At 49.3% G+C, this 22,746-nt stretch carries 19 protein-coding genes and 1 other RNA gene; 16 read left to right on the top strand and 4 right to left on the bottom strand.

Annotation, left to right across the window (positions count from 1 at the left end; translation table 11 throughout):
* Positions 1-149: 149 nt before the first annotated feature.
* Entirely contained in the window at positions 150-1,052 is a 903-nt protein-coding gene (locus GSO_RS10820; protein ID WP_010492055.1) for a peptidylprolyl isomerase PrsA, read from the bottom strand.
* A gap of 285 nt (positions 1,053-1,337) precedes the next feature.
* Here GSO_RS10820 and GSO_RS10815 point away from each other — a divergent pair, with 285 nt between their 5' ends.
* Entirely contained in the window at positions 1,338-7,436 is a 6,099-nt protein-coding gene (locus tag GSO_RS10815) for a S8 family serine peptidase (RefSeq protein ID WP_010492052.1), read from the top strand.
* 163 nt (positions 7,437-7,599) lie between these two features.
* Here the strand turns inward: GSO_RS10815 and GSO_RS10810 are convergent, their stop codons facing one another.
* On the bottom strand, positions 7,600-8,535 hold the full coding sequence (locus GSO_RS10810) for a LacI family DNA-binding transcriptional regulator (protein ID WP_010492050.1): 936 nt from the start codon (positions 8,533-8,535) through the stop codon (positions 7,600-7,602).
* A 115-nt stretch (positions 8,536-8,650) separates the two neighbouring features.
* On the bottom strand, positions 8,651-9,064 hold the full coding sequence (locus GSO_RS10805; protein WP_010492048.1) for a hypothetical protein: 414 nt from the start codon (positions 9,062-9,064) through the stop codon (positions 8,651-8,653).
* 319 nt (positions 9,065-9,383) lie between these two features.
* On the opposite strand from GSO_RS10805, the gene mprF reads away from it, so the two are divergent.
* The 15 genes from mprF (at position 9,384) to GSO_RS10735 (ending at position 21,484) form a co-directional block, all read left to right on the top strand.
* The gene (gene mprF / locus GSO_RS10800; protein WP_010492046.1) at positions 9,384-11,993 is read left to right on the top strand and encodes a bifunctional lysylphosphatidylglycerol flippase/synthetase MprF; all 2,610 of its coding nucleotides are present in this window, start codon (positions 9,384-9,386) and stop codon (positions 11,991-11,993) included.
* An 85-nt stretch (positions 11,994-12,078) separates the two neighbouring features.
* On the top strand, positions 12,079-12,675 hold the full coding sequence (locus GSO_RS10795) for a class I SAM-dependent methyltransferase (RefSeq protein WP_010492043.1): 597 nt from the start codon (positions 12,079-12,081) through the stop codon (positions 12,673-12,675).
* A 57-nt stretch (positions 12,676-12,732) separates the two neighbouring features.
* Positions 12,733-13,059 (top strand): hypothetical protein, encoded by a 327-nt coding sequence (locus GSO_RS10790; RefSeq protein ID WP_010492041.1) that lies wholly within the window; start codon positions 12,733-12,735, stop codon positions 13,057-13,059.
* 406 nt (positions 13,060-13,465) lie between these two features.
* Positions 13,466-13,945: a tRNA adenosine(34) deaminase TadA gene (gene tadA / locus GSO_RS10785; RefSeq protein WP_044112914.1), complete on the top strand. Its 480-nt coding sequence runs from the start codon at positions 13,466-13,468 to the stop codon at positions 13,943-13,945.
* Between the two features lie 16 nt (positions 13,946-13,961).
* An RNA gene (gene ffs / locus GSO_RS17050) (signal recognition particle sRNA small type) lies at positions 13,962-14,048 on the top strand.
* Between the two features lie 204 nt (positions 14,049-14,252).
* The gene (gene dnaX / locus GSO_RS10780; protein WP_010492038.1) at positions 14,253-15,953 is read left to right on the top strand and encodes a DNA polymerase III subunit gamma/tau; all 1,701 of its coding nucleotides are present in this window, start codon (positions 14,253-14,255) and stop codon (positions 15,951-15,953) included.
* 16 nt (positions 15,954-15,969) lie between these two features.
* Positions 15,970-16,278: a YbaB/EbfC family nucleoid-associated protein gene (locus GSO_RS10775; RefSeq protein ID WP_029345584.1), complete on the top strand. Its 309-nt coding sequence runs from the start codon at positions 15,970-15,972 to the stop codon at positions 16,276-16,278.
* Positions 16,279-16,362: 84 nt separating this feature from the next.
* A complete protein-coding gene (gene recR / locus GSO_RS10770) occupies positions 16,363-16,962 on the top strand; it encodes a recombination mediator RecR (protein WP_010492034.1) in 600 nt (199 codons plus the stop codon).
* Positions 16,962-17,225, top strand: coding sequence for a YaaL family protein (locus GSO_RS10765; protein ID WP_010492032.1), 264 nt, complete (start codon positions 16,962-16,964; stop codon positions 17,223-17,225). The genes recR and GSO_RS10765 overlap by 1 nt, the downstream gene beginning before the upstream one ends.
* Positions 17,226-17,471: 246 nt before the next feature.
* Positions 17,472-18,116: a dTMP kinase gene (gene tmk / locus GSO_RS10760; RefSeq protein ID WP_010492030.1), complete on the top strand. Its 645-nt coding sequence runs from the start codon at positions 17,472-17,474 to the stop codon at positions 18,114-18,116.
* A 44-nt stretch (positions 18,117-18,160) separates the two neighbouring features.
* Positions 18,161-18,490, top strand: a complete 330-nt coding sequence (gene darA, locus GSO_RS10755; RefSeq protein WP_010492028.1) for a cyclic di-AMP receptor DarA — start codon at positions 18,161-18,163, stop codon at positions 18,488-18,490.
* Positions 18,490-19,467, top strand: coding sequence for a DNA polymerase III subunit delta' (gene holB / locus GSO_RS10750; RefSeq protein WP_010492027.1), 978 nt, complete (start codon positions 18,490-18,492; stop codon positions 19,465-19,467). The genes darA and holB overlap by 1 nt, the downstream gene beginning before the upstream one ends.
* 4 nt (positions 19,468-19,471) lie before the next feature.
* On the top strand, positions 19,472-19,810 hold the full coding sequence (locus tag GSO_RS10745; RefSeq protein WP_005687107.1) for a DNA replication initiation control protein YabA: 339 nt from the start codon (positions 19,472-19,474) through the stop codon (positions 19,808-19,810).
* A gap of 1 nt (position 19,811) precedes the next feature.
* Positions 19,812-20,672, top strand: coding sequence for a 16S rRNA (cytidine(1402)-2'-O)-methyltransferase (rsmI, locus tag GSO_RS10740; RefSeq protein ID WP_010492018.1), 861 nt, complete (start codon positions 19,812-19,814; stop codon positions 20,670-20,672).
* Between the two features lie 68 nt (positions 20,673-20,740).
* Positions 20,741-21,484 carry an acyl-[acyl-carrier-protein] thioesterase gene (locus tag GSO_RS10735; protein WP_010492017.1) on the top strand — a complete coding sequence of 248 codons (744 nt, stop codon included), beginning with the start codon at positions 20,741-20,743 and terminating at the stop codon, positions 21,482-21,484.
* 97 nt (positions 21,485-21,581) lie between these two features.
* On the opposite strand, the gene GSO_RS10730 is transcribed toward GSO_RS10735, so the two are convergent.
* Positions 21,582-22,562: an asparaginase gene (locus tag GSO_RS10730; protein WP_025012722.1), complete on the bottom strand. Its 981-nt coding sequence runs from the start codon at positions 22,560-22,562 to the stop codon at positions 21,582-21,584.
* Positions 22,563-22,746 lie beyond the last annotated feature (184 nt).

Genomic DNA, 22,746 nt, shown 5'->3' with positions numbered 1-22,746 from the left:
TTTTCGAAAAGGCACCTCACTCAACACAGTCGTTAAGGCTATGGTTGAGCGAGGTGCTTTTTTGATGTGTATAAATTGATTGGTTTTGTGGAATCGATACCATAAGCTTGGAAGCAAAGGAACCCTGCTTTAACAGGATCCATATAAAACTAATCCTTCGCGACGCTTTGCTTGTAACTATCCAGCGCATCTGACAGATCCTTATCTTTGATCGTCACATGTTGGTCTTTTAACACCTGACTAATAACCCGCTGCATGACGCTGGAATTACGCGACCATTTTGCGTAAACGTTGGCTGTCAGCGCTTTTTTATTGTTTTCAAAAGAGCCTTTAGCCGGATGGTTGACCATCTTGATCACTTCATAGCCGTTGGTCACTTTAACCGGTGATTGGGTATAATCGCCATTTTTTAACTTGTATGCTGCGTCTTTAAAGGTCGAATCGAAACTTTTACTGGTGGCTTCAAAGCTGGTTTTGCCACCGTTGTCTTTGGTTGCGGTATCGATTGAATATGTTTTGGCTAATGTCGTGAAATCCTTGCCGGCTGCTAAATCGCTGATGACTTGCTTGGCCGTCGCTTCATCGCTGGTCAGAATATGTTGCACGGTGACTTTGGGCTGATAGGTTTTCCACGCTTCTTTAAGTTGGCTGTTCGTGACCTTCTTCAGCTTTTTAAGTGCCACTTCGCTTAGCAGGTTCGTGCGGATGCTTTGCCGGAAGCTGGCTTTGCTGAAGCCGTTCTGGGTTAAGAAACTGGTGAAGTTTTCACCGTATTGGTTTTGATAGCTGTCATAAGTGGTGTTAACGGCTTTGGTGCTGACAGATTTGCCGTATGCATGGTCTAGCGCGCGGTAAATCAATAAGTTCGCCAGAACGGTTTTCGTTGTTGGCGATTGTTTGAGCTCTTTATATAAACTCGCCTGGGTGACCTGGCCGCCTGAATAAGTTGCAACAGTCGGATCATCTGCCTGTTTGGTTTGGCATCCAGTTAGTAGCACGAGTGATGCGGCCATCGTGGCTAACAAGCCCTGAATGCGCAGTTTATTTTTCATTGCATCAATCCCCCTCTGACAAGTTGAAGGCATAACGTGGCTACATTTTAACGTTTAAAATTAAAAAACTCAATATATTTCCTCATAATCACATAATCTAATTTTTGAATCGAAAAAATGAATTCTGATTCCTTGATACGACAAGAATGGATGAAAATTTACAGATAAGAAAATTAAGTTAAGATTAAGAAAATTGTTGAAGTCTTTTTTAATCGTATATAATCCTAACTATATCGAGCAGGGTTTTGATTGGTTGTGGAACTACCGGGAATTGGAGGGTATTGGATGCAAACGAAAAAGAAAGGGCTATCTATTCTCTTAGCCAGCACTGTTGCATTGGGCGCGCTGGCGGTTTTACCGGTCGGCGAGGTTCAGGCTAAGGCAGCGATCTCGCAACAGACCAAGGAAAAATCACTGGCAAAGACCGTTGCGGCCGGACAAACGGCGACCGATACAACAAGTGCCGTCACGAGTCAGGCCATTGCAACCCAGTTAGCGGCAAAAGGCATTGATTATCACAAGCTGAACAAGGTGCAACAGCAGGATACTTATGTGGATGTTATTGTTCAGATGAGTGCAGCACCTGCATCTGAAAATGGCACCTTGAAGACGGATTACTCCAGCACCGCCGAGATTCAACAAGAGACGAGCAAGGTCATTGCCGCGCAAGCAAGCGTGAAAGCCGCGGTCGAACAGGTGACCCACCAGGCAGCTGGGGAAAGTTATGGCTATGTGGTCAATGGCTTTACCACGAAGGTCAGAGTGGCGGACATTCCGCAGTTGAAGCAAATCGCCGGCGTCAAAACCGTCACACTCGCCAAAGTTTATTATCCGACCGATGCCAAGGCCAATTCGATGGCGAATGTCCAGGCGGTTTGGTCCAATTACAAATACAAAGGTGAAGGAACCGTTGTTTCAGTCATCGATACCGGTATTGATCCCACGCACAAAGACATGCGGCTCAGTGATGCCAAAAAGGCCAAGCTGAAGCGTGCGGATGTCGAACAATTTACCAAAACCGCTAAGCATGGCCGGTATTTTACCGACAAAGTGCCTTATGGGTTTAACTATGCCGATAATAATGACACGATTACCGATGATACCGTCGACGAACAGCACGGGATGCACGTGGCAGGGATCATTGGCGCAAACGGTACCGGGAGTGACCCGACCAAATCGGTTGTTGGCGTGGCTCCGGAATCGCAATTGCTGGCGATGAAGGTGTTCACCAATTCGGATACTTCCGCAACGACGGGATCATCGACGTTGGTTTCGGCAATTGAAGATTCGGCCAAATTAGGGGCGGATGTGTTGAACATGTCGCTTGGTTCGGTTTCCGGCAACCAAACGCTTGCGGATCCGGAAATTGCCGCGGTCCAAAATGCCAATGAATCCGGTACGGCAGCGGTTATTTCTGCTGGTAACTCCGGGACTTCCGGTTCGGCAACCGAAGGCGTCAACAAAGATTATTATGGCTTGCAGGATAACGAAACGGTGGGCAGTCCGGGGACAGCGCGTGGTGCAACCACTGTGGCGTCAGCTGAGAATACCGATGTGATCGGGCAAAGCGCGACGATTACCGATGGCAGCGGGCTGAAACTCGGACCGGAGACGATTCAACTTTCAAGCAACGATTTTATCGATCGTTTTGACAAGAAGAAGTTCTACGTGGTGAAAGATGCCACTGGTAAACTCAGCATCGGCGGCGCCAGCGATTACACGGCCGACGCCAAAGGAAAGATTGCCATTGTCAAGCGCGGCGACATTGCATTCACCGACAAGCAAAAGTATGCCGAAGAAGCAGGCGCGTCTGGTTTGATCATCGTCAATAACGACGGGACTGCCACTGCGTTGACGTCAATCAAACTTGATGCGACATTCCCGACATTTGGCTTGTCCAGTGTTACCGGCCAGAAGCTGGTTGATTGGGTAACGGCGCATCCGAATGACGAACTGGGTGTCAAAATTGGCTTAGCCCTGTTACCTAACCAAAAGTACAACGCCGATCGGATGTCAGATTTCACTTCCTATGGTCCGGTTTCTAATCTGGCCTTTAAGCCGGATATCACGGCGCCAGGCGGTAATATCTGGTCCACACAAAATAACAATGGTTACACTAACTTGTCTGGAACCTCGATGGCGTCGCCGTTCATCGCCGGCTCACAAGCTTTGTTGAAGCAAGCACTCAATAACAAGGACAATCCGTTTTACGCTGACTACAAGAAGCTAAAAGGCACGGCGTTGACCGATTTCCTTAAAACGATCGAGATGAACACCGCTCAGCCGGTCAATGACATCAATTACAACAACGTCATCGTCTCGCCGCGGCGGCAAGGGGCAGGGTTTGTCGATGTTAAGGCTGCCATCGATGCGCTGGAAAAGAACCCGTCGACGGTTGTGTCCGAAAATGGCTATCCAGCGGTTGAATTAAAAGATTTTACCAGCACCGATAAGACCTTCAAGCTGACCTTTACGAACCGCACGAAGCACGAGCTGACCTATCAAATGGACAGTAACGAAGATACTAACGCGGTGTATACCTCAGCAACCGATTTAAACTCAGGTGTACTTTATGACAAGAAAATTAACGGTGCGACGATTAAGCCCGATGGTGAAATTGTGGTACCGGCAGGCCAGTCAGTTCAGGTTGGCTTCACGTTATCATTGCCTAAATCTTTTGACCAACAACAATTTGTTGAAGGTTTCCTGAATTTCAAAGGCAGTGACGGTTCGCGATTGAATCTGCCATATATGGGCTTCTTTGGTGATTGGAACGACGGCAAGATTGTCGACGGCATTAATGGCCAGACTTATGCGCCTGCCAGTGGTAACTATGGAACTGTACCGGTCATTACCAGTCGGCGAACAAAGAATCAGTTTATTGGCGGACTAGTGAACGATGCAAGCGGTAATCCGACGATTGATGAGAAAGCCATTGCTATTTCGAGTAGTAAGGATGCGATTTATAACGGGATTAGCATGCAGTATTATCTATTGCGCAACATCAGCAATGTTCAAGTTGACGTGTTAGATGGTCAGGGTAATAAGCTAACAACGCTCAGTAGCTCGACCAATCAGACGAAGACTTATTATGATGCGCGCGCTGGTATGTATATTTATTACCAGGCACCGACCTGGGATGGTACTTACTACGATCAGCGTGATGGCAACATTAAGACTGCTCAAGATGGAAGCTACACGTATCGACTTTCAGGTGTTCCTGAAGGCGGCAACAAGCGGCAGACCTACGATGTGCCGTTCAAGCTTGACTCCAAAGCGCCGGATGTTCGCAACCTGTCGTTAACCTCCAAAAATGAAAACGGGAAAACGGCGTACTATCTTAAAGTCGAAGCCAAGGATGAGCTCAGTGGATTGGATGCAGCAAAGGATATCAAAACATCCATCAATGACGTCACCAATCTGGAAGGCACGTTTGCAACCACCGGCACAACTGCTGACGGTTACACACAACTCGAAGTGCCTTTGACGGATAAACAGGCGCAGGCTTTAGGCGAAGGTGATAATCAGGTTGAAGTTTACCTCACTGATAACGCGTCGAACCCGACGTATCAATCGGCCGCGGTTCAGAAACCGGGATCAACGACCTTCAGTCTGATTGTCAATGGCGGCGGATTACCGAATAAAATTTCAAGCACAACCGAGAACTATGAAGCAGGCAAGCAAGGTGGCAAGTATACCTTTAGTGGCACGTATCCTGCACCGGTTTATGGCACTTATACTGATGCGCAAGGTAAAAAGCACGACTTGACGACCACGTATGATGCCGCAACTAACAGCTTCACCGCTTCCATGGCATTGACGGCGGATGATTATGCGACCAAGGTTGATCTGTATGCCGACAAGGCGCACACCCAGTTGCTCAAGCATTTTGACACCGACGTTCGCCTGACCGCCCCGACTTTCCGTGACTTGAAGATCAACAATAACCAAGACCAGACCTCTGAAAGCACGGTTAAAGTCACTGGAACTGCCAGTGCGGATACGAAGCAAGTCACGATCACGAACGGCAGCACCAAAACACCGGTAACGTTGGATAACAAGCATCAATTTAGTGTCGATGTGCCGGTCAACTATGGTGACAACACGCTGAAAGTGACGGCTGAAGATGAAGATGGCAACACCGCAGTTCAGGAGCAAAAAGTAAGCTCGACCTATGATGCCGATGTGCTAAAGGATGCAGTAACCTTTGATCAAGGCGTTCACTTCGGGGCAAACGATCTGTCGAACATTAATCAGATCAAATACTATGATCCAAAGACAGGAATCGCGACTATCACCGGCAAAGTCAAGCATCCAACCACGACATTGCAGGTTGATGGCAAGCAGGTACCGATCAAGAGTGACCTGACCTTTAGTTTCACGTTAAACTTAGGCACCGCGGGGCAAAAACCGTTCGGCGTTGTTGTGGGTGATACGACCCAAAACAAGACCTTCCAAGAGGCCCTAACGTTCACCTTGGACGCTATTCCACCGACATTGTCATTGGATCAGCCAACCGACAAACCGGTTTACACCAACGATCCTAATTTTCGGATTACCGGAACAGCAACTGACAACGTGAATTACCTGGAACTTGCGATCAACGGCAGCAATGTTGCCAGCCAGTATGCCGATGTCGACATGAACAGCGGCAAACCGGGACACATGGCAATTGATCAGGCCGTCAAACTCCTCGAAGGCAAAAATGTTTTAACTGTGGCCGTCACTGACAGTGAGAAGAATGTTACAACCAAGAAACTGACAGTGTACTACGAACCAAAGAAAACATTAGCGGCACCGACCGTCACGCCAAGCACAACTGATCCGGCTAAGCAGGTGACGTTGACCGTCAAAAACGTAGCAGCAGGTGAAACTGTTCAATACAGTGCGGATGACGGTAAAACGTATCAGGATCTTCCGGCAAACGGTCTAAATGTGACGGCTAATGGAAGCTTTAAGTTTAAAGCCGTTGATTTGTATGGTAATGAATCGCCGGCGGTAGACTACGTTGTTAAGAATATCAAGACGGATGATCCGGCTCAGTTGCAGCAGGCTAAAACAGCCTTGCAGGATCTGATCGCCAAGGCAAAAACGACAGCAGCAACCGGCAAGTATCTTGATGCTTCGGTTACAGCGCTAAATACGGCGGTTGCGGCGGCACAAGCGGCACTGGATCAAAGTGATGCAACGGTCGATTCATTGACTGCTGCTAATAATCAGTTAACGACGGCACTCAACCAGCTGGTGCTTAAACTGCCAGCCGATCAGCAAGACGCACTGCTTAATAAACTGCAGTCAGCAAAAGATGTTTTAGGGACAACGTTTGGCGGTCAGGCAAATCCAGCTACTGGAATGACGTTCACTGCCGAGCTAGACGCATTGGCCGCTGAAACCAAGGCCGGCACGAGTACTGCCGACCAGCTTGATGCCAACTTCAATAAGATGTTGGATGCAGCCTTAACACAATTGGCGAAAGCAGTTAAAGACGACACTCCGGCAACGGTTGGCGATGCCAAGGACACCACCACCGGTCAGACCTGGTATGAGCAGATCGACGCTGCATTGACAGCTGGGACAGCGGCAACGGCTGACACGCAAAAGATTGCGCAACTACAAGGTTTGTTTAGCTTAAAGGCCAAAATCGCGGCGGCAGTTGAAGCCGCCAAGCAAGCCGGTGGCAACGGTAGCGATTCGAATAAGGGCGGCTCAACCGACGGAGGTAACGGTAGCGATTCGAATAAGGGCGGCTCAACCGACGGAAGTAACGGTAGCGATTCGAATAAGGGCGGCTCAACCGACGGAGGTAACGGTAGCGATTCGAATAAGGGCGGCTCAACCGACGGAAGTAACGGTAGCAATTCGAATAAGGGCGGCTCAACCAACAAAGGTAACGGTAGCGACTCGAATAACGGTGGTAGCGACAAAGACTCCAATAATGGTGGCTCAACCAACGATGACAAAGGGAATGATTTGAACAAAGGTGGAAGCGGCAGTGGCGCGAATAAAGATGGCACTGGTAACGATCCAAACAACAACGGTGGGACACTAGCACCGGAGCCAAATCCGGGAAGCGGAAAGGATCAAAAGCCAGGTGAAGGTGGTGGCAGTCCAGCTGACACCAAACAACAACCATCGACACCAGCTGGCGCCGGGACGCAACCACTGGGAACGGCTGGCAAAGATGACACAACACCGCAACTGCCTGCATCAACCGGTCAAGGTGATGGCACTTCCACACATGATACAAATCAACAAACTTCCAAGAAAGACATTCTGCCGAGAACAGCCGAAGTTGGCCAGGCAGCGGCATTGGCATTCCTTGGTGCTTTCATCACAAGCATCGTTGGGTTTCTTGGGGTTCATCGTCGGCGCAAAGAGCATTAACAACCGCCGTTAAGTCCAGTGACCATCGGAACTGGCCGGCGATCACCAAGCTCAGATTCACGGTTCTATTTTCAATAAAAGCGGCACGCAATCAGGGTGATTCCTGTCATTGCGTGCCGCTTTTAAATTGATTTATGTGCTGATGAACGCTGATAGCTAAAAGTTAATCACGAAGAATTAAATCCGACTGAATCACCGTTTGCGCGACTTCTGCCCGCAATGCCAGCTTTAATGCTGCTGCGCCGATTGCCGTGACGTGGTGATCGATGGTGCTTATGTTCAACAGGTGACTGGAAAGCTGATTTTCCTGGCCCATCAGTGGTGGGACGGGGAGGTGGTGATCAACAAAATATTGACGTACACCAGCGGCAATATCATCCCCGTTGCCGAGAATAAAATCAGGATGTTGCGGCGCCAACTTAGCGCCAGCTTGGTAGCCATCCTGAAAAGTCCGCATTTGATAAACGACCAGCGAATGTGGGGGACGCTGCCCGAAAACATCCACGTAGCTGTTGATGGTCAGTTTACTGGTAGCACTTTGAGCGTACGACCGACTTAGCAGCAAAGCAATTTTGGTATAGCCTTGCGCTTGCATCCATTCAAACGCTTTTCGATAAGCAGGTGTCCGCTCGGCATAGGCGGCTGCCAATTTGACACGGCCAGGGTCTTCACAAACGACAATGGGACCGTATTTTTGGTAAGCGGCAATGGTTGTCAAGCTGAGCCCATGGGAGGTGAAAATAAGGCCATCAAAAGCGTGGCGGCGTAAAGCTTCCAGATAGGTTTCTTCGAGCTTCTGGTCGTACCGTGAAGGTAGAATGACGGCATGATAGTTGCCAGCCATGGCGGCATTGAGTATGCCAGTGACTAATTGCTGGAAATAGGGATGGTCGGTGTGCGGCAGAATAACGCCGATCGTGCGGGTTTTACCAGCGCTTAGATTTTGCGCCATCGTACTGGGCACGTAATCTAGCTGATCGATGACGGCCTGGATTTTGGCACGTGCCGAAGCCGAGACGTAGGGATGGCGATTCAAGACACGGGAAACCGTTGCCGTTGAATAGCCTGAAAGCCGCGCAATATCGTGAATATTTGCCATATTATCATCTCCACATTCAGTATAACAGAGCCCGTTTTTGCAACAGGAAAAAGCCGGCATGCCTGTGGCGTTTGGCAACACGCGGCATGCCGGCTTACTTCCTTTTGGGTCTATTTTAAGCAATCGCGGCGGTAGCAGTTTGCGTCATGCTTTCCAGACCTTGACTAGGATCGTTAGATGTTGCGATGTCTGTTAGCCACTTCTGGATCGTCATATCATCGGTGTCAACCGGTACCAGCAAGACGACAGCCCCGCTGATTTGGTGATTGCCGGCCCATGGTAACGGTTTGCCAAAATCGAAGCCAATAACGAGCGGCTCGCTCATCTTGCTGACATGGCCATACGTGAGTACCACTTGATCGCCCATCGTCTGGGTGGTTTCGGCCGCGCTGGCTAGCAACGAGCTCAATACTTCCTGATAGTCAAAATCATAATCATTCGTCAGTTTCAATGCGATCGCCTTCAAAGCACCGATTTGCGTATCTTGATAAACGGGAAGTTCTGGATAAAAGTGTGCTTGCATTAACATGATGAAAACCCCTCTCTTTGATGAATCGTTCTGTTGTTATCGTTAATAAGCGCGATTTGCCAACATGCAATCACCTGGAAATGACTGTTACGACCATTACGTTTTTAATGGCGATCACACATGTTTGTTATTTCCTAACTGCAAACACAGTGTAATTTGTGTAACGCGTTTCAGGTCAAGCGTTTTTATTCAAAAATTTTGGAAGAGCTTTCAGATGTCAGTGCAACCTTACACCGTCTTACAAAAAAGTCAGAATGAGTGCGACCGAGGCGGGTTTTCCCTATAATGAATGAGAATACAGGCACGGAGGACACAAGTAATGAAGAGACTCTTTCGAGAAGTCGGAGCTTTTTTTAAAAAACATCTCACAACGCTAAAAGTGCTATTTGTGTTGGCAGTCCTAGTGTTTGTGATTGTTCAAGTCGGACGGATCAGTCAGGATCTCAGTGGCGAGCAAATGCGAGCCAGCCTGGCGACCCAAAGCCCGGTTTCTTTGTTGATTTTGTTGGTGGTGGGCTTGATCGCCGTCACACCAATGCTGACTTATGATTTTGTAATCACGGAACTGCTGCCGGGCCATTATAAACGCAGGTATGTTGTGAAGTCCGGTTGGATCGTCAATACCTTTACCAATATTGCCGGTTTTGGCGGCTTATTGGGTGCTAGCTTGCGCGCCAATTTCTACCACGAAAAGGCGACCCAAAAGCAGGTTCTATTTGCCATTTCGAAAATAGCATTGTTTTTGTTGGCGGGACTGTCATTGTGGTCGATGATTGGCATCGTGGTTATTTTCGTGTTCGGGATTGGTCAGGAATTCTCGAATTACTGGATTTGGCTAGTTGGCGGCGCCGCTTATTTTCCGTTGTTGATGTTGGTCACCCATTTACGAAATAGCGAATTTTTTGCGGATATGCCGTTGAAACGGCAACTGCGCTTGACTTTGGGCTCGTTTCTTGAGTGGGGCAGTTGTGCTGCGTTCTTCTTGTTGATCGGTTACTTTCTTGAAGTGCATGTGCCGTTGCTGTCGATTTTGCCATTGTTCATGGTGGCGAATGTTATCGGGGTCGTTTCGATGGTGCCCGGCGGCTTGGGTTCGTTTGATGTCCTGATGATTGTTGAACTCGGCCAAATGGGGCTTGATAGCAACATTGCCGTTGTTTGGCTCCTGTTTTATCGACTGTTTTACTATGTGATTCCGTTTCTGATCGGCGCTGGTCTGTTCGCACAGGATGCAGGAAAACGACTGAATGCTTTTCTTGAAGGGTTGCCGGTTCAACTCATTCGGAAGGCAGCCTTTGGTTTTCTGGTCGTATTCCTGTACTTTTCAGGGATTATGCTGTTATTGCGTGGCGTTGCGCCGGATCTTGCTTTTCGCAACACGCTTTATCAGCGACTGTACCCATACACTTTCCTGTTCCTGGATCGCGTCACCAATGTGGTTGTCGCCTTTTTGATTCTGGGATTCGGGCGCGGCATTGCCAGTCGAGTGAAGCGGGCTTATTGGCCGACGGTGATCGTCTTGATCGTCGCGATGGTGGCCTCCTTGCGCGAAGATAATCATTTGCGGTTTGTCCTTTTCCTGGTACTGGTCGTTGTGGCGCTGATTCTGACACGGCGCGAGTTGACGCGCGAACGTCTCGCCTTATCGTGGGGTAACAAGCTGATCGACGGCGCGGTATTCGGCATGACGTTTATCTTTTATGCGTTTGCCGCGTTTTACAATGCGCCGGCAATTCATCATCGCCGGGTGCCGGATGTGTTTCTTTTCCCATCCGAGCGCATGTTCTTTACGACGCTGATTGGTGTGATGTTGGCGGCGTTGACGGTCTATTTGATCTTCCGATATCTATCGGCGCCGTCCAAAGATTTGGCTGATCCTTATGACGAGGAGCGGTTGAAGGCGGTGGTTGAAAAATACGGCGGCAATGAGGTTAGTCACCTGGCCTTGATGCGCGACAAATCATTACGGTTTTATCAAGTCGACGGCGAAGATCGGGTTTTCTTCCAGTACAAGAAAAAGGCGGACAAGCTGATTATCATGGGCGAGCCGATTGGGGATGAGACGCAGATGGCTGCTGCGATCGGCGATTTCATGAAAGAGGCCGATAAGCAGGATATGTCGCTCGTGTTCTATGAAATCAATGAAAATCTGACGATGAAGCTGCATGAGTTCGGCTTTGATTTTATGAAGTTCGGTGAAGAAGGCTATGTCGATGTAACGACCTTCACGTTGGCTGGCACGAAGCGCAAAGGCGAGCGGGCCTTGATGCATAAGTTTGAGCGGGAAGGTTATACCGTCGAATTGGTTAAGCCGCCGTTTGATGACACCTTAATGCACGAATTAAAGGCCGTGTCTGACTCTTGGTTAGACGGGCGCAGTGAGAAAGGCTTTAGTCTGGGATTTTTTGACGAGCATTATTTGAATGAGGCCCCGATCGCCGTGGTGCATAGCCCGGAAGGCAAAATTGTGGCATTCGCGTCAGATATGCCAAGTGGTAATCACGAGGTCACGAGCATTGATTTGATGCGGTCAAGTGCCGATGCACCATCTGGCATTATGGACGAGGTCTTTATCAATCTGTTCCGGTTGGCAAAGGATCGCGGCTATAAGTACTTCAATATGGGAATGGCGCCCTTGGCGAATGTCGGAACGTCGACTTATTCCTTTGTTGAAGAAAAAATTGCCCATCTGGTCTACGAGTACGGCTATCGATTTTACGGATTCCAGGGGTTACGTTCCTATAAAAATAAGTATGTGACGGAATGGGTACCAAAATACGTTGCTTATCGTAAGCGAACGTCATTACTTTTCACGCTGTTGCAGATTATGATGGTCGTGAACCAGAAGGTGTCTTTGACCACTTCTAACAGTTGGTGGCCGAAACGATTGGCGTGGGTCAGCCGCCTTGGTCAGGGAATCGATAAGTAGCCGGTTGATACGAATAAGATGCGAAAAAGTAGTATCAACGTGTAAAATACTGGTAGTGCCAGGTAGATAGGAAGGCGGCTTATCCATGCAGCATTATTATACGAACGATCCTGATTTAGCCCATGACGAGCACAGCTTTGATTTTGAACTCGGCGGCCACGTTTTGCGCTTTACGACCGATAATGGCGTGTTTTCAAAACACACCATTGACTTTGGCAGTCGGGTTTTGATTGCTAACGTTTTAGCAGCATCTCTTCCTGAAGGGCCGATTCTGGATGTGGGAACAGGCTACGGGCCGATCGGACTTGCCTTGGCCAAACATTTTCCTGAGCGGCAGATTACCATGAGCGACGTGAATGAACGGGCGCTTGCGTTAGCCAAACAGAATGCTGCCGACAACGGGATTACCAATGTGAGCATCGTTGAAAGTTCGATGTACGACCAAATTGACGGACAGTTCGGCGTCATCGTGACTAATCCGCCGATTCGAGCCGGCAAAGCAATTGTTTCCGGTATCCTAGCCGGAGCAGCCGAGCATTTATTGCCTGGTGGCCAGTTGTATGCGGTGATCCAAAAGAAACAAGGCGCCCCATCAGCCTTGAAATTGATGAAAGCGACTTATAAAACGGCGGAAGTCATTAAAAAAGAGCACGGTTATTACATTCTCAAGGCGAGTCAATAACAGTTTTAATACTTGACGTGGTAAACTCGTAGTAAGGATAGAAAGGAGCAGATTTAGATGACAAAATCGAAGTACTTAGCAGCAGGTGCCATTGCGGCGGCTGTCCTTGCAACCGGTGCGTTTGTTTGTGCCAAAAATCTGACGGAATATTTTGAACGCAGGCAACAACGCAAGCAGGTTGAAGGCTTTGTGAAGAAGATTTTTGGCGACAGCGATCGGGTTCAGAGCATTCTGGATAAACTGAGTGACGAAGACGTTGCCAGTCTGCTCCGGGTCAGTGACAAGCTGCGTAGCCTCAAAGACAGCGCCAGCGAATACGCGGGATCGGCACGCGAACAAGGCATGGCCGCGCTTGATCGGTTGAAGAGCGCTTTGAATCGCTAAACAATTGAATGGCGATTAGAAAAGCGTGGGCAATAATATGTTCCATGCCAAACTCCGCAATCTCCGGCCAGCTGGGGTGGCGACGCGAAGCTAGAGCGGTGGGCACGACTTTGAGCCTCTGCAAAACCGGCAGAGTCTCAAAGCTCGGCCTTGTTGTAGGCGGGGCAAAGACCGCCCCACCAACAACAATTTCACCACTGAGCCTCATCTGGCCTCCGATTGCTACGCTTTGGCACTGGAATCTTAACTTTCTGACAAATTGACCACGGACATAGGATATAAAGCGAGCGATGTTTTTCGTTCGCTTTTATATTTGTCTATGATTCGTTCAACAGCTATATTCTTACGATTTAAAATAGGGGGATTTTCCGTGGCCGAGACCGAAAAAACAACCATCAACCAATATATGGAAGCCGCACTGGCCGAGGCCAGAAAAGCCGCTGCGATTGGCGAGGTGCCGATTGGCGCTGTGGTTATTCATGAGGGCCAGATTATCGGCCGGGGCCATAACCTGCGCGAGACTTCTCAAGATGCCACGCAACACGCTGAAATCATCGCCATTCAGGCAGCCTGTCGCAAACTCGGCACTTGGCGGCTGGAAAATTGCCAATTATTTGTCACACTGGAGCCCTGTCCCATGTGTGCCGGCGCGATGATCAATGCCCGGATTACCACGTGCTATTTTGGCGCAACCGATCCCAAGGCAGGTGTTGCCGGCACCTTCTATAACCTGCTGGAAGATTCACGGTTTAACCATCAAGTTGCCGTGGTTGGCGGGATTAAAGCCGCGGCCAGTGCCGAACTGCTGCAAAGTTTTTTCCGGACCATTCGCGCAAAACGAAAAGCCGCCAAACAGGCTAGTCAAACGCGTAAAAATCAGGTATAATAGTTTTTGCCGTAAGGCCTTAAGGCAATGGTGACTTTCCAAATTGTGTCAGGTCCGGAAGGAAGCAGCACTAAGGTAAGTTCGTCATGTGCCTTTTGTTATTGAGAAATTGACCGGTCGCTTTCATCACGAAGCGACCGTTTTTGTTGTCATCATGTCAGGCAAATTTGTTCCAAGCTATGGTAAACTAGAACGAGGTTTTGCCGTCCGCTACGCTGAGTGGTGGACGGCAACATCAAACAAATCGTTGTTTGATAGCATTCAAGTGAACCTGGGGCATCCGCAACAGGTTGAAAGGGGCGTTAAGGTGAGTTATCAAGCGTTGTATCGGGTCTGGCGCCCGCAACAGTTTAAAGATGTCATTGGCCAAGATGCGATTACCAAGACGCTGAAGAATGCGTTGATCACCGGACAGACAAGTCACGCCTATCTTTTTACCGGCCCGCGCGGAACCGGGAAAACGTCCGTTGCCAAGATCTTGGCGAAGGCATTAAACTGCCTGAACCTGAAAGATGGCGAGCCGGATAATACCTGTGAAATCTGTCAGGCGATTAATGATGGCAGTCTGACTGATGTGATTGAAATCGATGCGGCCTCTAATAACGGGGTCGATGAAATTCGCGATATTCGCGACAAGGCGAAGTATGCCCCGACGCGTGCACGCGTTAAGGTTTATATCATTGATGAAGTACACATGCTTTCAAGCGGCGCCTTCAATGCTTTGCTGAAAACGTTAGAGGAACCACCGGCACACGTGGTCTTCATTCTGGCGACCACCGAACCGCATAAAATTCCGGCAACGATTATTTCCCGAACGCAGCGCTTTGATTTTCGCCGCATTACGCCGGAAGACATTGTCAAACGGATGCGCTTCATCCTGGATGACAAAAAAATCACCTATGATGACGCCGCGCTCAAGGTCATTGCCAAGGCGGCTGAAGGCGGGATGCGCGATGCCTTGTCCATTTTGGATCAGGTACTGAGTTTTGGCGATAATCATGTCACCACCGAGGATGCCCTGGATGTTACCGGTGGCGTCACAACCGCGGTGCTCGGCAAGTATCTGGCGGCGGTCCTTGCCAAAGATCATGCCCAAGCGTTGAAAATGATCGAGGACTTGCTGGCGGCCGGTAAAGATGCTGGTCGACTCATTGAAGACCTCATCGAATATTTACGCGACTTGCTGGTCAATCAACAAGCACCATCATTATTAGGGGACTTGGAAAAGAGTCTGTTAGACGATCAGTTCAAAATTCTAAGTGAAAACTTCAAGCCGGCGCAGATTTATCACATGATTGATGTGTTGAACAATACGCAGCAACAGCTACGAATGACCAATCATCCGGAAATTTATCTGGAAGTTGCTACCGTTCGGCTGAGTGAGACTGCCGCACCTGCTGCTGCCCCTGTGGCTGCAGAGCAGGCAGACACGCAGAAACTGGACCAGCTTTCGGCTAAGGTCAAACAGTTAAGTGATCAACTCAAACGGGTTGAGGCAAATGGCGGCACAGTACCACCGCCGACCCGAACGCGGAAGCATGTGAAGGCCAAAGCCAGCCATGTCAACCGCAAGGCGATTTATCCGATTCTTGGCGCGGCCACGAAGCAAGATTTAACCAATCTGAAGGATGTCTGGCCGGATTTATTGGGGATGTTGAGCATCACCAAACGCGCCATGATGAAAGTCAGCGAGCCGGTTGCCGCCAGTCCTGACGGTGTGATTGTCAGCTTTGATTATGATATTTTGGTCGAACGGGCCATGAATGATGCCGCACTGATGACTGAGCTGGAAAACGGCTTGCAGAAGCTGACCGGCAAACAGCCTAAGATCGTGCTGGTTCAAAGCGATGTCTGGCCAACGATCCGTAAAGATTATATTCAGGAACTTAAAGCGCCAGCGACCAAAGGAAAAAGCGCCGACACCAAGCCAAAAACGCCACCGGTTGTTAACAAGATGACTGAACTTTTTGGCAAAGATGCGCCTAATGTGACGATTAAAAACGATTAGAAAAGGATGATCAAATATGCGTGGAATGGGCAATATGCAAGGTATGATGCGCCAAATGCAAAAGATGCAAAAGGAAATGCAGGCGGCACAGAAGGAACTTTATGCAACGGAATTCGAGGGCAAGTCAGCGTCTGATATGGTCATCGTTAAATTCACCGGTGAAAAGGTTATGAAAGATATTCAGATCAAGCCGGAAGCCATTGATCCTGACGATCCTGATATGTTGCAGGATTTGGTCCTCGAGGCAGTTAATCATGCGATGAGTGAAATTGATAAGCAAACTCAGGACAAGTTAGGTAAATATACCCGCGGCTTGCCGATGTAGCGTGCCGCGCCAGTCTATCCAACCTGGTAGGATGACGACTGCAGCCACATAATGTTTTGAACGTTTTCAGCAAGAGGGATGACTATGCAATATCCGGAACCAATCAGTAAATTGATTGACAGTTACATGCGTTTGCCCGGCATCGGAGCGAAGACAGCCACCCGACTGGCTTTTTACACGATTGATATGGACAAGGATGATGTGACGGCTTTTGCCAAAAGTCTGGTGGCAGCTAAAGAAGACCTGCATTATTGCTCGATTTGCGGCAATATTACCGATGAAGATCCTTGTTCGATCTGTCGGGATAAAAGCCGCGATCAAAGTACGATTCTGGTCGTTGAGCAGCCTAAAGATGTGATGAGCATTGATCGGGCTCAGGATTATCACGGCCTCTACCACGTTCTTCATGGGGTGCTTTCGCCGATTGAAGGCCGGGGACCGGAAGACCTGAACATCGAAAGTCTGTTGAAGCGCTTGAAGACGAACACGGCTGTCAAAGAAGTGATTATTGCGACGAATGCAACGCCTGAAGGGGAAGCTACGGCGCAGTACCTTGCGCGACTCATCAAACCGGCCGGCATTAAGGTGACCCGGCTTGCCCACGGGCTGGCAGTCGGCAGTGACATTGAATATGCCGATCAAATGACGTTAATGAAGGCCGTTGAAGGAAGGACTGAACTGTAATGTTTGGACGCAAGCGGATCAAGGTCAAAGAGGAAAAAGACGAAGAACTCATGATGCTTGTTTACCGACTTCGTGACCAGATGGCAGCTCAGCGCAAACTTGTTGCGACTTTCCGCGAAGTCGACGAAGAGACGAAATCACAGGTGGCGCTTGAAGCTGCCTTGTTTGATTTTCTCTACCGCGAGGCGCGCACTCGTAAGATCAAAGGTGAGGTCGTTGCTAAGGTCGCTGCCGAGCAGATTGCGGAGTTTAGGGATTTGTAAAAGCGCCGACTTAGTTATGGACCGCGTACCATGTTAAATAGACCATAAGATGATTCTGATTCACTGAATATAGCTTTTCGATTGACGGCAAATGGTGATGATCGCACGATAAGATCGGCCATGGCCGTTTTTCTTTTTTCAGCATCGTTGTTGGGGCGTTTTGAAAGTTCATCGGCGCAGATAAATTTTTAATTGTGAAACATATCAAGTAAAATAGACTTAATTCTAAAAAAGGAGCAGCATATCGTGACAGGGACGTTTATCACATTTGAAGGCCCGGATGGTGCAGGAAAAACCAGTGTCTTGCAAGCGTTAATTCCAAGACTTAAGGCGCAATCACAGGTTGCCTTGCATCTCACCAGAGAACCCGGAGGCGCCAAGATTTCCGAAAAGATTCGTGACGTGATTCTCGATCCAGCTAATACAGAGATGGATGCACGTACGGAAGCATTGCTGTATGCGGCATCTAGGCGGCAACATTTGGTCGAGGTGATCCAACCGGCGCTTGCACAAGGTGATATTGTTATCTGTGACCGGTTTGTCGATAGTTCTGTTGCCTATCAAGGCGGTGGTCGGCAAATCGGTACACAGGCGGTTTTGCAAATGAATCAGTTTGCAACAGCCGGGCTTGAGCCGGATTTAACGATTTACTTAGACGTGCCGGTGCAGGTCGGTTTGGATCGGATTGCGGCCCATCAACATGAGCGCCAATATGATCGACTCGATCAGGAAAGCCTAGCCTTTCACGAACGCGTTCATTCGGCCTATGTGAAGTTGGTGGCGGATAATCCAATGCGAATTGTCACGGTTGATGCCACTCAGCCGCTTGGGTCCGTCGTCACGGCAGCAGAGACGGCGATTACGAAGCGATTCCCATCGTTGTTCGGATGATAGGCTGAGGATGGCTCACGCTCACACTCATAGGAGGACATACCATGAAACTCATTCTCGCAATTGTTCAAGATAAAGATAGTAACTTACTCAGCAGTCAATTTATTGATGCCAACATTCAGGCGACCAAGTTGTCCACCACGGGCGGCTTTCTGAAGGCGGGGAATACGACGTTTATCATCGGGGTTGCGGATGAACGGGTCGATGACGTGTTGAAGATTATCAAGGAAACCTCGCAGACACGGCAACAGTTTATGACGCCGCCGGTTAATCTTGATGCGACATCAGACAGTTCCATGGCTTATCCAGTTGAGGTTCAAGTCGGCGGCGCCACCGTCTTTGTCCTGCCGATTGAATCTTTTCACCGCTTCTAATGGCTAAGTTTTTGATTGATTCGTTGCAGCCAAAGTTAGTCGCCCAATTTGCCCGAATCATTGACCGCAAGCAACTGGCCCAATCCTATTTGTTTGTGGGGCCAAAAGGTGCCGGTAAGTTGGAACTGGCTGAATGGATTGTCTTGCGCCTATTTTGCCAAAATGTCCAAGACGGTGCTCCTTGTGGCGAATGTCCTGAGTGTGAACGTATTTTGAATCACAATCATCCGGATGTGATGGTGCTCAAAACCAGTACCCAAAGCATTAAGGTTGATGATATTCGCAACTTGAAACAGGAAATGAGCAAAACCGGTGTGGAAGGCAACCGCCGCGTGTTTATCGTTGAAGATGCTGATAAAATGACGGCAGGAGCGGCTAATTCACTACTGAAGTTTTTTGAAGAACCGGTTCCGGGCATGACGGTGATTCTCACTGCTTCATCGAAAAATCAACTTTTGCCAACGATTTTATCGCGGGCGCAGGTGATTACGTTCCAAAGCCCTGATCGGCAAGCGGTGATTGCCAAATTAGAAGAAGACGGTGCCAATCCGCAATTGGCGCGGGTGGCTGGCCGGTTAACCGGTAATGTCAGCGAAGCTCAGGAATTATTGACTGCCGAGGACTTCCAGGATCGGGTCAATCGCGTGTTTCAGTTGTTGGACCGTTTGGCTGACCATGATCCTGAAAGCTTTGTGCGGGTGCAGACCCAATTGTTACCGGTTGCCAAGGATGCTGCGGCACAACGTCAGGTTTTAGCGCTGATCGGCTTGGCGTATGCCGATGCCTTGAATCGCCATTTTGAAATTGCGGCGACGCAACAGCTGGATATCCCGGCGGTTGCTGCGTTGGCGAAGTTATCGAGTCGGCAACTGACCGATGATTTGCAGGCCATTTTAACGGCCCAGGTGCGCTTGAGCCAGAATGTGACGTTTCAGTCGGCAACAGAACAGTTAATGCTTAAACTCTTAGAAGGGTGATCTTGTGGAAAAAAAAGAACTGTACGATGGTTTCTTAGTCCTTGAGAAACACGCCCAGCAGATGCTCAAGGAAATTGCGGCGATGAAAGACGATATGGCCGAGACGCTAGAACGTAACGCGGAACTTGAAATCGAGAATAAGCATCTGCGCCAGCACCTGGCAGAGCTAGAAAAAGATGACAACAAAACCAGCGATGGCGGCGTCGAGTTATCCAAGTCGAAGCAGAACCTGGAAAGCCTCTACAATGAAGGATTCCACGTTTGCCCAATGTTTTATGGCCAACGCCGGGTTAATGACGAGCCATGCGCCTTTTGTCTTGATATTATTTATGGGGAGAATTGATTTGGAGCAGCAACGAAGCTTTGGGTCGCATACCACCGGGACTTTGTATTTGGTGCCGACGCCGATCGGAAATTTGGATGATATGACCTTCCGGGCGGTTGAGATTTTGAAAACGGCTGACTTAATTGCCGCGGAAGATACGCGCCATACGCAGATGTTGTTGAATCATTTTGCGATTACGACCAAAACCATTTCATTTCACGAACATAATACCCAAATGCGCATTCCGGAGTTGTTGACGAAACTGGAAGCCGGGCAGACGATTGCTCAGGTGAGTGACGCGGGGATGCCGTCGATTTCCGATCCTGGCAAGGAATTGGTCCATGCGGCGATTGACCACGGTGTGCCGGTGGTTCCGCTGCCAGGGGCCAATGCTGCGACAACGGCCTTGATTGCCTCCGGATTGGCGCCACAGCCATTTTTGTTTTATGGGTTTCTACCGCGCAAAGCCGGCGAAAAGCAACGCATTTTGGCCAAGTTGGCGACTGAACCGGCAACGCTTTTGTTCTATGAAAGTCCACATCGGGTCGGGAAAACCCTTGCTGCGATGTTGGAAGCGTTCGGTGATCGCCAGGCCGTTTTGGCGCGAGAATTGACCAAAAAGTTCGAAACCTTTATCCGCGGCACGATCACGGAACTGCAAACGTATGCCGAGAATGAGTTGAAAGGCGAATTTGTGATCATGGTAGCAGGAGCACCGGATAAGCCAGTTGTTAAAAGCGCGGCGCCGTTCAAAGACCAAGTGGCCGCCATCGTTGCCACCGGTGCCAAACCGAATGCGGCAATTAAGCTGGTTGCCAAGCAAAACGGGGTTGCTAAACAAGTGGTCTATGATGCATATCATGACCTAGACAGAGCGTAAACCGGTGCCAGTACGCGCTCGAACACTGACTAGCAGGAACAAGTCGAAACGAAAGAGAAGGGATTTTCATGGGAAAAGTCTATGAAGAAGATTATCGCATTCCAGGCTTTCTGGGTGATCGGTTTGGGCGTGCGGGCTTAGCCAATATGATGAATGTGATGCTGGAAGTGTCTGAGCGGCAGTTAGAGAAGCTGCATGCCGGCATTGATGCCATCAGTGAATTCCACGCAGGTTGGGTGATCACCCAATATCACATGGAAATCCAGCGTATGCCAAAAATCGAAGAACTGTTGCGAGTCGGGACCGAAGCTACGACTTACAATAAATATTTTACTTACCGTGATTACTGGATTGACGATGCGCAAGGTAACCGGCTCGTTTCCGTCAGCAGCAATTGGGTTATTATGGATTTGCGCACGCGTAAAATCGTCGATGTTATTCCCGAGCTCGTTGAACGGGTTGGTGCGGTTTCCGATCGTAAAATCAAACGGTTCCCTCGATTCAAGAAGGTTGATCAACCGGATGGCGAGGAGACGTTTCATGTGCGCTATTTTGACATTGACAGCAATGGCCATGTAAATAATGCCCATTATCTGGAGTGGATGGAAAATAGCCTTGGATATGACTTTTTGAGCTCGCATACTTTGCGTGGTGCCGATATTCGTTACGAGCGCGAAGTGGCGTATGGAACGAGTCCGAAAGCCCAATTTCAGGCTGATCCGGATGACGCAACCCGCACGTTACACCGCGTGACGACCGATGGCGAAGTGAACGCCGAGGCCCAGATGATTTGGGATGACTTTAAGGCGTAAGTTTTGTATAACTCATATTAAAGCGTCAAAAAAGCAGTTCTAGGGACGGACAAAATCTGTCGCGCCTAGAACTGCTTTTTTCCTAGTCTTAGATCAATCAACTCACGGCATTATCAACGAAGTCAGCGAGTGCCTGGCCGCGTTTGCCATCACTCAGACCAACTTGCAGCTTGATGCGGGCTTTCTGGCCGTTGAGTCCCTGACAGAAGATGATGCCCATTTTTTTGAGCTGGACGCCGCCGCCTTCATAATTGTAGACAGCTTGGGCAACCCCATTGAAGCAGCGGGAGACCAGTACAATCGGCACATGCCGGTCTAGCAGCCGCTGGATAGCCGGCAAGGTGGCTGGCGGGAGATTACCGGCGCCGAGCGCTTCAATGGTCAGGCCGTGGATATTTTCCGGGAGTGCGTCAAACAGCGTGCCGTCCATCCCTGCGTATGCCTTGATCAAGAAGACGTGGTCGACAAGGTGGTCAATAGCACAGACTTCCTGGTTGATCAATTCCTGGAAGAAACGCACGCCATCTTTTGTCACGAGACCAACCGGCCCGAACGTTGGCGTACGGAAAGTTGCGACATTAGTGGTGTGGGTTTTGGTAACAAAACGGGCGGTATGGATTTCATCATTCATCACGACCAAGGTGCCCTTGTTCCGCGACTCGTCGCTGGCAGCGGTTTTAATCGCGCTTTGCAGATTTTCCAGCCCATCGCTGCCAATTTCGTTACTGGAACGCATGGCGCCGGTGACAACGACCGGCATGGCGGAATCCAGGGTGAGATCCAAAAAATAGGCGGTTTCTTCTAGAGTATCCGTGCCGTGGGTGACGACCACGCCGTCAGCACCGTCTTTTTCTGCCTGGCGGATGCGTTTAACTAAGGTGAGCATCCGCTCGGGGGTCATGTGCGGCGATGGTAGATTAAAAATCTCCTCACTGGTCAGTTCGACGCCGGCTGGCACAAAACTATCAGCGCCGAGCAACGGATTATGCTTGCTGGGCATGATGTCGCCGTCCCTGGTTTCGGTCATGGAGATGGTGCCGCCAGTATGTAAAACGAGAATGTGTTTAGTCACGGTCAAAGCTTCCTTTCAACGGTTATTGAAACTTATTATACGGAGTTTTGAGTGCAAGTCTATGCGGGAAGTGAGATTGTTGCAGTATTTGGTGAATTAGGGTGTTCTTACGCCCATAACGCGTTCGCAGTCGCAGAAATCTACGTGTAAGGACCTTAAAGCCTAAATGGCCAAAGCCCAGCCTATTTAG

The organism is Lacticaseibacillus zeae DSM 20178 = KCTC 3804 (assembly GCF_000260435.1).
Lineage (GTDB): Bacteria > Bacillota > Bacilli > Lactobacillales > Lactobacillaceae > Lacticaseibacillus > Lacticaseibacillus zeae.
Note: the sequence above shows the minus strand (reverse complement) of the source record. Positions and strands in the feature narration are given on the sequence as shown.

Coding starts and splice junctions, on each gene's coding strand:
- tadA (WP_044112914.1), top strand. CDS start 13,466: ATGGAAGCCGCACTGGCCGAGGCCAGAAAAGCCGCTGCGATTGGCGAG.
- GSO_RS10775 (WP_029345584.1), top strand. CDS start 15,970: ATGCGTGGAATGGGCAATATGCAAGGTATGATGCGCCAAATGCAAAAG.
- GSO_RS10820 (WP_010492055.1), bottom strand. CDS start 1,052: ATGAAAAATAAACTGCGCATTCAGGGCTTGTTAGCCACGATGGCCGCA.
- mprF (WP_010492046.1), top strand. CDS start 9,384: ATGAAGAGACTCTTTCGAGAAGTCGGAGCTTTTTTTAAAAAACATCTC.
- GSO_RS10790 (WP_010492041.1), top strand. CDS start 12,733: ATGACAAAATCGAAGTACTTAGCAGCAGGTGCCATTGCGGCGGCTGTC.
- GSO_RS10805 (WP_010492048.1), bottom strand. CDS start 9,064: ATGTTAATGCAAGCACACTTTTATCCAGAACTTCCCGTTTATCAAGAT.
- GSO_RS10735 (WP_010492017.1), top strand. CDS start 20,741: ATGGGAAAAGTCTATGAAGAAGATTATCGCATTCCAGGCTTTCTGGGT.
- GSO_RS10765 (WP_010492032.1), top strand. CDS start 16,962: ATGTTTGGACGCAAGCGGATCAAGGTCAAAGAGGAAAAAGACGAAGAA.
- recR (WP_010492034.1), top strand. CDS start 16,363: ATGCAATATCCGGAACCAATCAGTAAATTGATTGACAGTTACATGCGT.
- GSO_RS10815 (WP_010492052.1), top strand. CDS start 1,338: ATGCAAACGAAAAAGAAAGGGCTATCTATTCTCTTAGCCAGCACTGTT.
- darA (WP_010492028.1), top strand. CDS start 18,161: ATGAAACTCATTCTCGCAATTGTTCAAGATAAAGATAGTAACTTACTC.
- holB (WP_010492027.1), top strand. CDS start 18,490: ATGGCTAAGTTTTTGATTGATTCGTTGCAGCCAAAGTTAGTCGCCCAA.
- GSO_RS10795 (WP_010492043.1), top strand. CDS start 12,079: ATGCAGCATTATTATACGAACGATCCTGATTTAGCCCATGACGAGCAC.
- GSO_RS10810 (WP_010492050.1), bottom strand. CDS start 8,535: ATGGCAAATATTCACGATATTGCGCGGCTTTCAGGCTATTCAACGGCA.